At 40.7% G+C, this 5,089-nt stretch carries 2 protein-coding genes; both read right to left on the reverse strand.

Translation table 11 applies throughout. The features are described from left to right. Positions 1-926 (reverse strand): S10 family serine carboxypeptidase-like protein (locus tag ACZFYI_RS15470; RefSeq protein ID WP_462525031.1); only part of this gene is annotated, 926 nt, incomplete at its 3' end. 105 nt (positions 927-1,031) lie between these two features. Then, positions 1,032-5,089: carboxypeptidase-like regulatory domain-containing protein (locus ACZFYI_RS15475; protein ID WP_462525032.1), on the reverse strand; the 4,058-nt coding region annotated here is incomplete at its 5' end.

Genomic DNA, 5,089 nt, shown 5'->3' on the forward strand with positions numbered 1-5,089 from the left:
AAAAAGTATGAAATCCTGTCGGCTATTTTTTCTTTTTCTGTTGCAGAGGATTGATTCCCTTTGTACAAGGCCGGCAGATATTCATTGTAAGCAAATGCCCTTGCCTCAGCCATGAAATCTTCAAGTTTCTTCCCCTGACCGGCTTTGCCATGGTACCAAGCAGTGGCGGCCATTGTGGGAAAATAAGTGAAATACGAAGCGATATTGTCATGAACTGAAGTCGAACCCTGATAATCCAATGCCTGCGAAATCAAAATCAAACCATTCAAGGCCATAGTCTGTCCACCTCTTTCCAAAGCTGCTGTGACTGCAGCAGCGCGGGTGGTTCCGTAGCTTTCCCCTGCGATGTATTTTGGAGACTGCCAGCGCTCATGTTTTGTGATCCAAAGGCGCATAAACTGTGCGATGGAATTGGCATCTTCTGTCAAACCCCAAAAATCTTCTACCTTACCTTTGCCTATTACCTTGCTGTAGCCTGTACCCACAGGATCGATAAACACCAGGTCTGTGATGTCCAACAAAGCCAATTCATTATTCATCATTTCGAACGGTGCTGCCCCGTCGTCACTTTTTGCTTCCGAATCTACCTTTACTATTTTGGGTCCAAAAACACCCATATGGAGCCAAACTGACGCGGAACCCGGACCTCCATTGAAGATAAAAGTAACCGGACGTTTGCTTGGGTCAGGTTCAGATTTGATGTAAGATGTGGACCAAAGCGCGGCAACCGATTCACCTTCGGAATTCTTCAGGAATGTTTCCCCCGATATGGCTTTGTAGCTGATGGCCTTCCCATGAAAAGTCCCCTGATGGGATGTTTCAAAAACAATTGGATCGGGTATCGGAACAGGTTTTTCAGTTTCTTGGGAAAATACACAAACCGAGTTGAAAAGAACGAAAAGAATGGAAAAGCATAATTTCTTCATGGTATCATGTTTTGATATGGGGTATAAGTTACAAGGTTTTTAAGAAAAGGCCGGAAAAAAAGAACATGACTCAGTTCAATCTATTTCCAATTCTTCGGATCCGAATTAATCTTCTATCCTTACCTTCTTTATTCCTTCATTGGCCTTGATAGTTGGAAAGTACATCATTTCAATTTTTGCAGGATTGAGTGTGTAGATGCCTGTAAACCTTGGTTCCAATGAAATTCTAAACGTATGGTTTCCTTTTGGCAAAACCTCACAGAAAATTGCTGTTTCTTCCAAGAAGTATTCCCTATGTGTCTCCCAACCGCTTCGGTTGCTTTTTTTACCATAGCTGCAACCTCCGGGAATGGGCACGTTGATCATTACAAAAGAAGCCTCTTCTTTGACAGTGACTTCTACTAACAGTTCTACTTCTGTACCTGCTTTGAGTAAATTTCCCTGGTTTTCTCCAAACCGTGTTCTAATCTCAAAATCTCCTTTTTTAGCTTGTGGAAGCGGATTCCAGAATTCTTCGGAATATGAATAATACAGAGGCAGGTTCCCCGACTTGGTCACTTTCAATGGCTGCGTTCCTGTGAATTCTTTTTGAAAAGGGAATTTGTTTATGGTCGCATTGATATCTCCCTGTAGGCTGACACTTTGATTGCCTGCAAATTTTGAAACCTTTATCATATCAGGAATTAGCGTTTCCAAGACCATGGAGGACAGATATGTATTGGTCCAGTTACCTCGGTTTCTTTTTTCAAAGAGGTAATTCCGGACACTTCTAAGTACAGAATCAGGTGTTTGTTGATTGTTTCTGAGGATTTTGTAAGCCAAAACACTCGCCAAAAGGTCTCCATTTAGCCAATTGGATTCGTCCATGTCAAATCCAAAATAGGTATTTCCCAAAATGGACTTTCTTCGATAGGGTTCCAGGTCTTTGATCGAGATTTCTTCTTTGAGTTGGGATTTTAGCCAAAGGAGATTGAGCTTTTGGGCATTGGTTTCCTTTTCGGTTTTTTCCAAATCTTCCATCAGGGTGGAATAGCCTACTTGGCTTCCCAAAGAAATAAATGTTTGGAGAATCTTAGATTTGGTTTCAAATTTCTTTTCCTTATCCCATTTGCGAAGCAGGGATTCCTCCAATCCGGCTTTTGAAAAACCTGCTTCAAACCCTTTTGCCTCAGCCATTTTCAAGGCTTCTACCACATGAATGGTAATCCATAGGCTTTCTCCTGAATCGTTCCACCATCCCCACATCCCACTTGGCTGCTGATTTTTCTGAAGGGCTACAATAAGTTTTCGAAGTACTTTCTCTTGTTCAAATGACTTGTTTTTCCATTTGTCAACATCTCTTTGTAGCAAAAGCGCCTTGACTTTGGAGGCCATTTGCTCATTGCACAGGTAGCGATAGGAGTGGATAAAAGTCAACTCATCTTCATAAATCCCAGACAAATCGGACCAAAAAGTTATTTTGCTTGCCATCGCAGTAGTATCCACAGCTAAAGTGAAAACAGTATCTTCCTCCAACATTGCAAAACGGCCTTTGGTTTCGGCCATTCCTAAAGGAAAAACAGGAATTTCTCTGACTTCTCCATCTTTGAAACCTTTTTTGGTTTGTAATTGGTATTGAATTTTGAGGGTATCATTGGGGATTACCATGAGCGTATCCACCCAAATATCAGTTAAGATTCCAGTCCGATTTTGCTGTGGGGATTTGCCGTTGATTTCAAACCCTGTCTCAACTTCTAATGAGTCCCCCATATAATTCAGAGATTTGCCAAGTACCCTAGCGGTATCTTGATTTACCAAAAATCTAGGAACAAACAGCTGACCTGTCACCGGCATATAAGAACGGATTAAACCTTCTTTTTTGCCGGTTTGCTTTCTCCCATTCATAGCCAACACATGTGTCTGCCATGCAGTGATGTCATCTGGGAACTTCACTTTGAAGCTTGCATTGCCTGCCTCATCCGTCACTAAATCCGGTTGCCAAAATGCACCATCAGAGAAGTTGCTTCGGATCTTACCTCCTCCTGGACTTTCCCAATTCAAACCCTCATCTTGAGTTTGATCATTAATTTTTTCCTCTTGGAAATAAATCAGGATAGCACCATTCTTGCCCTTTTCTCCAAACCGCTTGGTAGCTTCATCGCTTAGGAGGCTTTCTACTTTTCTAACTTGGGTTAAATCCAAAGCATTCAAATCTCCCAAAAACACCTTTCCATCTACCAGAATCAGTGGCTTTTCTTGAAAGTTTACAGAAGACATTCCTCTGATCTGAAGATTGACCCCTTTTCCTGCATCTTGGATTGCCACTCCTGCGACTTTACCTTGGAGCATTCCATCCACCTCCTCAAAATCAAATCCAGCATCAGCTACAGTTGTTGCATAAGATAAAGTTCTTTTGGTTTGCATCACTCCATATCCGGTCACAATTACCTCTGAAAGTGCCCTGACATCAGGTTCCATTTGAATCCGGTCAGGTATTCCTTGGCTAATCCTGAAGTTGGTAGACTTATACCCAACAAATGAAACCACCAACTCCGAATAGCCATATGGCACGACCAATTCATAATAGCCATCCAAATTAGTGGTCGCCCCATGGGCCAATCCTTCGACAATGACCGTAGCTCCGGGTAATCCAAATCCTGTTTCATCTACTATTATCCCTGAAACCAAAATCCCAGGTCCGGAATATTTATTATTTTCCAAATAGGTTCTTTGGAATCCTGCCAGTTCTCTTTGTTCAAAAAGTAAATCGGAAAGGTTATCATTAAAAATATTCTTTTCTATCAATTGCACGAGTTTTTGACTGAAAGCATCCTTTTTCGGAGAAATTGGAAACGGAACTTTTACGAAGTTCAATCCATCTTTCAGGACCTCGATAGAATCAATCCTGGAATAGTAAGATCCTTTAAAAAGTAAATAGACTTCATATTTTCCGGGCTTTAAGTCGTGAAATACCTTTACGCTTCCCGGATAAATCCTGATGTCGTTCAAATCGCTTTGATTGAAAATCAAGATATTGATAGGAAGACTTTCAGTGGGTAATTTTCCATAAAATCCCAATTCTAATCTCCCTCTCCCTTTAGATGTATTTTTGGGATTAATATATTGTGCTTTTTCTATCCTTAACTTTTCCAGATGGGACTGCCAAAGCTCAAATAGTTTTTCCTCAGTCATTACTTCTTCTCCCAATGGATGCGATATAGATACCCTAGAGGATTGGGTTGGAAGAATATATTCATTCAGCGATCGCATTTTGAGCAAACCTTCCCTAAAATCATATTCAAAATTTGGTTCGTGGTGAAATCCAGTCGTGAATCCGTTGATCAATTTGAAATCCAAAAAACCATAGACAGGACCTGCCAAATAGGTCTTTTTTGAATTTGGTCCATCACCCAAACCCAGATTGATCACATTTTTGTTTGTCTTTAAATAAGAAAAGCCTCTGATGAAGGGATTTCTATAAGGAAAGATGTAATTGTAAAGGTGGTTTTTTTCTGTTTGCGAAAATTCCCGTTCGGTAAGTTCAACAATCATTTTTCCCTTATATAGGGAAGGGTCAATGGAAATAATCGTCCGTTTATTTGCCTCAAAGTAGACACTGTCCAAAGTTATGATTTGGTCTTCGAGTCGGAATTTCAGTTGTCTATATCCTGGATCAATGGGAAAGGAATAAGGTTGCTGAACGGTATTCCAATAAAAATAAATTGGAACTTTGTCTACATAAATCACCGAAATTGGCTCAAAACTTCCATTTTTCAGCACAAATGGAGAAAACTGCGTCAAACTACTTTGAGTAGGATATTCGAATCTATACAGCTTGGATTCTGGGTAAATAAACTGAAAATAAGATATAGAATCCAATGAGGCCAATGCCTTCCATGCAGGGTAGTTTAGAGGTATTTCAATCAAGTCAGGCTTGGAGTTGGCAATGGTAAAATTGTTGATCAGTTTTTTGCCTTTGGGGCTTTTTCCAAGGGAAGGCAAGGACGGTGATTCGAAATCGAATTTTTTAGTCAATCCAAATGCTGTCAGGTCTACCCCTTCCACAGGGCGGTTTTTATAGTCTTTCACCTCGATTTGGATTTGGACATCTTCCCCCGGATAGACTACTACTGGTTCTTGGACATTGATTTGGAGCTTGTATTTCTCCAAAGGCACCTGATAGT

The sequence above is a fragment of the Aquiflexum sp. genome (assembly GCF_977115555.1).